General features: G+C 66.5%; 4 protein-coding genes and 1 tRNA gene. 4 read left to right on the top strand and 1 reads right to left on the bottom strand.

What is annotated here, in order from left to right:
- Nucleotides 1–259: 259 nt before the first annotated feature.
- The gene (phbB, locus tag BIS11_RS11235) at nt 260–1,006 is read right to left on the bottom strand and encodes an acetoacetyl-CoA reductase (protein ID WP_253422877.1); all 747 of its coding nucleotides are present in this window, start codon (nt 1,004–1,006) and stop codon (nt 260–262) included.
- A gap of 262 nt (nt 1,007–1,268) precedes the next feature.
- On the opposite strand from phbB, the gene BIS11_RS11230 reads away from it, so the two are divergent.
- The 4 genes from BIS11_RS11230 to BIS11_RS11215 all read left to right on the top strand — a co-directional run.
- Nucleotides 1,269–1,345: transfer RNA gene (locus BIS11_RS11230), tRNA-Met, on the top strand.
- Between the two features lie 155 nt (nt 1,346–1,500).
- Nucleotides 1,501–3,069 (top strand): nickel ABC transporter substrate-binding protein, encoded by a 1,569-nt coding sequence (gene nikA, locus BIS11_RS11225; RefSeq protein WP_253422874.1) that lies wholly within the window; start codon nt 1,501–1,503, stop codon nt 3,067–3,069.
- Nucleotides 3,069–4,013 carry a nickel ABC transporter permease subunit NikB gene (gene nikB, locus BIS11_RS11220; protein ID WP_253422871.1) on the top strand — a complete coding sequence of 315 codons (945 nt, stop codon included), beginning with the start codon at nt 3,069–3,071 and terminating at the stop codon, nt 4,011–4,013. The genes nikA and nikB overlap by 1 nt, the downstream gene beginning before the upstream one ends.
- Nucleotides 4,010–4,655, top strand: a 646-nt coding sequence (locus BIS11_RS11215) for an ABC transporter permease subunit (protein WP_253586061.1), incomplete at its 3' end; no start/stop codon positions are given. The genes nikB and BIS11_RS11215, both read left to right, overlap by 4 nt.

Genomic DNA, 4,655 nt, shown 5'->3' with positions numbered 1-4,655 from the left:
CGGCGGCGAGCGCAGCCAGGCCGAGGAGATCGAGCACGTGCTCGCCGAGCTCCTGGCACTGGGACCGATGCCCCGGGCGCTCTGGGAGCGCGAAGCCGACGAGTTCGATCGCCTTCTGGCGCGGCTGTCGCGCCCGCTCGGCGTCTAGCGATGCTTGCGCAGCAACGATGAAGGGAGGCCTCGGCCTCCCTTCATCGTTGCTGCAGTGTCGTTACTGCCGTGGCGTTGCTGACGTTCTTTTGACGCGACGCGGCGAGCCTCAGCCCATGAACTGGCCACCGTTGATGTCGATGTTGGCGCCGGTGATGAACCCGGACTCCTTGTCGGCGAGAAACACCACCAGCCGACCGATCTCCTCGGGCGTGCCGTAGCGCTTGACCGGAATGGTCTCGCGGATCGCCTCGCGCACCTTCTCGGGAATCGCCATGATCATGTCGGTGGCGATGTAGCCCGGCGAGACGGTATTGACCGTGACACCCTTGGTGGCGGTCTCCTGGGCCAGCGACATGGTCAGACCGTGCATGCCGGCCTTGGCGGCGGCGTAGTTGACCTGGCCGAACTGCCCCTTGCGCCCGTTGATCGAGGAGATGTTGATGATGCGCCCGTACTCCTGCTCGAGCATGGCGTTGACGACGCTGCGACAGGTATTGAAGACGCTGTTGAGGTTGGTGTCGATCACCTCGTCCCACTGCTCGTAGGACATCTTCTTCATCGTGCCGTCGCGGGTGATGCCGGCGCAGTTCACCAGCACGCTGATCGGGCCGTGGGTTTCGGTGATCTCGCGCGCGGCATCGATGCACGCCTGGTAGTCCGACAGGTTCACGCCGGACAGCGCCATGTTGTCGAAACCGTCGGCCTTCTGGCTCTCGAGCCACGTTTTCGCCTTCTCCGGGTTGCGATACCCGGCCACCACGAAATAGCCTGCCGCCGCCAACGCGCGACAAATCGCCGTGCCGATCCCGCCCGTACCACCCGTAACCCAAGCCACCTGGGACTGACTAGCCATTGACTACCTCCCCGAGAGAACGAATGGCCCGGACCCGACAAGACGGGCGGTGTCGCAAGCCATTCTGAATGGGCGCGCGAGCTTGCCTGCCCGCCACGCACGCTGTTGTTGTTGCCGCCAGGGGCCGCTCTTCAAGGCCCCCTGACAGCATAGCGTTACTCGCCCATTGTTGCAGGGTGATAACACCCACGCCCTTTCGACGCATTTTTATTCTCGCCTCTTGACTCTTCCTGCGACTTAGGTATAATACGCCCCACGTTGATGCGGGGTGGAGCAGTCTGGTAGCTCGTCGGGCTCATAACCCGAAGGTCATCGGTTCAAATCCGGTCCCCGCTACCATCTTCTACGAAAAAGCCGCTACCGAAAGGTAGCGGCTTTTTCGTGTCCGTCGTTTGGCCTGGTACTTTCGCAATCGCCGGCGCGCCCTACGCCCGACCGCGCAAGTATGATAATTTCCCGTCTTCTTCATACTTTTCAAGACGATCGAGGTAAGCATGCGCGCGGCTCTTGGTGCCCTGACGGCACTCCTTTTCACATTGGGGCTTGCCGGGCAAGCCGTGGCGCAGACACGACTCGACGTCTCCTGGCCAAGCAACGTCGGCCCGCTGAATCCGCACCTCTATACCCCCAACCAGATGTTCGCCCAGGCGATGGTGTTCGATCCGCTGGTGCGCTACCAGACCGACGGTACGATCACCCCCTGGCTCGCCGAGCGCTGGGACGTCTCCGAGGATGGCCTCGCTTATACGTTCACGCTGCGCGACGACGTCACCTTCTCCAACGGCGAGCCCTTCGACGCAGCGGCGGTGGTGGCCAACTTCGAGGCCATTCTCGCCAACCGCGAGCGCCACGCCTGGCTCGGGCTGACCGACGCCATCGCAGGCGTCGAGGCGCTGGACGCACGCACCGTCGAGCTGACCCTGGCCTCGCCCTACTATCCGGTGCTGCAGGACCTGGCGCTGCCGCGCCCGTTTCGCTTCATCGCGCCGTCGCAGCTGATCGATCGCACGTCCGCCGACGGCATTCGCGCGCCGATCGGCACCGGCCCTTGGGTGCTGGCCGAGACGCGCCTCGGCGAGTTCGACCGCTTCGCGCGCAACGAGACCTACTGGGGCGAGGCGCCGGCACTCGACGAGGTCAACGTGAAGGTGATCGTCGATCCCAACACCCGCGCCATCGCCCTGCAGACCGGCGATATCGGCCTGATCTACGGTGCCGACGGACCGATCTCGCCGGACACCTTCGCTCGCCTGGCCAAAAGCGGCGAATACACCACCGCGCGCTCGGCGCCGACGGAAACGCTGATGCTGGCGCTCAACAGCCAGCACGGCCCTACCGCGGAACTCGCCGTGCGCCAGGCGATCAACCACGCCGTCGACAAGGCGGGCATGGTCGAGAGCGTATTCCACGGTACCCAGGACCCGGCGCCGACGCTCTTCGCGCCGAGCGTTCCCTACGCCGACGTCGACCTCGTCCCCTATGACTTCGATCCCGCCCGCGCCGCCACGCTGCTGGACGCGGCGGGCTGGACACTCGACCACGGCGTGCGCGAGCGCGACGGCCAGCCGCTGCAGATCGAGCTGGTGTTCGTCGGCAACGACGCCGTCGCCAAGTCGCTGGCCGAGATCGTCCAGGCGGAGCTGATGACGCTGGGTATCCTGGTGCGCCTGATCGGCGAGGAGGAGAGCAGCGTCTATGCGCGCCAGCGCGATGGCCGCTTCGGGATGATCTTCAACCGCACCTGGGGGGCACCCTTCGACCCGCACGCCTTCGTCGGCGCCATGCGCGCGCCGGCCCACGCCGACTACCAGGCGCAGGCGGGGCTCGATGACAAGCCCGAGATCGACGCGCTGATCGACGAGATTCTGGCAAGCGTCGACGAGGAGGAGCGCCAGGCGCTCTACGCCCGGCTTCTGGGCCGCCTGCACGACTCGGCCGTCTACCTGCCGCTGACCTACACCAACGTGATCGCCGTGGCCGACCCTGCGCTTGGCCCGATTCCCTTCGGCGCCATGAGCAGCGAGATCCCCTTCGAGCGCATCACCCCCGTGGTGAACGACTGATGGCGGGGTTCATCGCCCGGCGCCTGCTGCTCCTGCCGATCCTGCTGCTGGCGGCTTCCTTGGTGATCTTCCTGCTGTTGCGCCTGGGACCGTCGGACCCGGCGATGGACTATTTGCGCCTTTCCCAGGTGCCGCCCACGGAGCAGGCCCTGGAGCACGCCCGCGCAACGCTCGGGCTCGACCGGCCGCTCGCGGTGCAGTACCTGGACTGGCTTTCAAGCGCGGTGCGCCTGGATTTCGGCGTCTCCTACGCGACCCAGCGCCCGGTGTTCCAGGACCTGATGCACTACCTGCCCGCCACACTCGAGCTTGCCGGCGTGGCGCTCGCCCTCACTTTGCTGGTCTCGATTCCGCTCGGCCGCTGGGCGGCACGCCACCACCACCGCGGCCCGGACCACCTGGTGCGCCTGGTCGCCTTCGTCGGCGTTTCCATGCCGAACTTCTGGCTCGGTTTTCTGCTGGTGGCGCTGTTCTCCATCCATCTGGGGTGGCTGCCGCCCATGGGCCGCGGGGGGGTGGCGCACCTGATCCTGCCGGCAGTGGCGATCTCGCTGATGTCGCTTTCGATCAACGCGCGGCTTTTGCGCGCCAGCATGCTGGAGGTGCAGGGTCAGCGCCACGTGCGCTACGCCCGCCTGCGCGGGCTCGCCGAGCGCGACGTGGAGTCTTCCCACGTGTTTCGCAATGCGCTGCTGCCGATCATCACCGCCACCGGCATGCACATCGGCGAGCTGATCGGCGGCACGCTGATCATCGAGAGCATCTTCGGCTGGCCGGGCGTGGGGCGTTTCGCCATCACCGCGATCTTCAACCGCGACTATCCGGTCATCCAGTGCTTCACGCTGCTGATGGTGACGATCTTCGTGGTCTGCAACCTGATCGTGGACATCGTCTACGCCTACGCGGACCCGCGCATCCGGGTTTCCCGGCAGGGGGTCCAATGAGCGTTCACGCCCTCTCCCCGTCGCCCGCTCTTTCGCTCTGGCGCCAGGCGCGCCCGACCACGCGGCTGGCCTTCGTTCTGGTGGCGCTGCTGGTGGCGGCCGCTTTGGTCGGCCCCTGGCTTTCGCCCTTCGACCCCAACGCGGTGGCGCTCGCCGACCGGCTCCAGGCGCCGAGCGAGCGCCACTGGCTGGGCACCGACCACCTGGGGCGCGACATCCTCGCCCGGCTGATGGCGGGCACCCGGCTCTCGCTCGGGGTGGTCGCCGTGACGCTTGCGCTGATGCTGGTTCTGGGCATCGTGATCGGCGGCACCTCGGGGTTCGTCGGCGGGCGCGCCGACCAGGTGATCATGCGCGTGACCGATATATTCCTGACCTTTCCCACCTTCGTGCTGTCGCTGTTCATGATCGGCGTGCTCGGCACCGGCCTGACCAACGTGGTGATCGCCATCGCCCTCTCCCACTGGGCCTGGTACGCGCGCATCGTGCGCGGCATCGTGCTGTCGCTCAAGCATCGCGACTTCATCAGCGCCGCCGCCATGGCCGGCGCCGGCCGAACGCGTATCTTCATCCGTCACCTGCTGCCCGCCACGCTGTCGCAGCTGGCGGTGCTGGCCTCGCTCGATATCGGCCATATCATGC

It is taken from the genome of Halomonas sp. 707D4, from assembly GCF_024158685.1.
GTDB lineage: Bacteria > Pseudomonadota > Gammaproteobacteria > Pseudomonadales > Halomonadaceae > Vreelandella.
This window is presented reverse-complemented; position numbering and strand designations above follow the sequence as displayed.

What these genes read in the sequence shown, in the direction of transcription:
- phbB (WP_253422877.1), bottom strand. Translation starts at nt 1,006, where the DNA reads ATGGCTAGTCAGTCCCAGGTGGCTTGGGTTACGGGTGGTACGGGCGGG.
- nikA (WP_253422874.1), top strand. Translation starts at nt 1,501, where the DNA reads ATGCGCGCGGCTCTTGGTGCCCTGACGGCACTCCTTTTCACATTGGGG.
- nikB (WP_253422871.1), top strand. Translation starts at nt 3,069, where the DNA reads ATGGCGGGGTTCATCGCCCGGCGCCTGCTGCTCCTGCCGATCCTGCTG.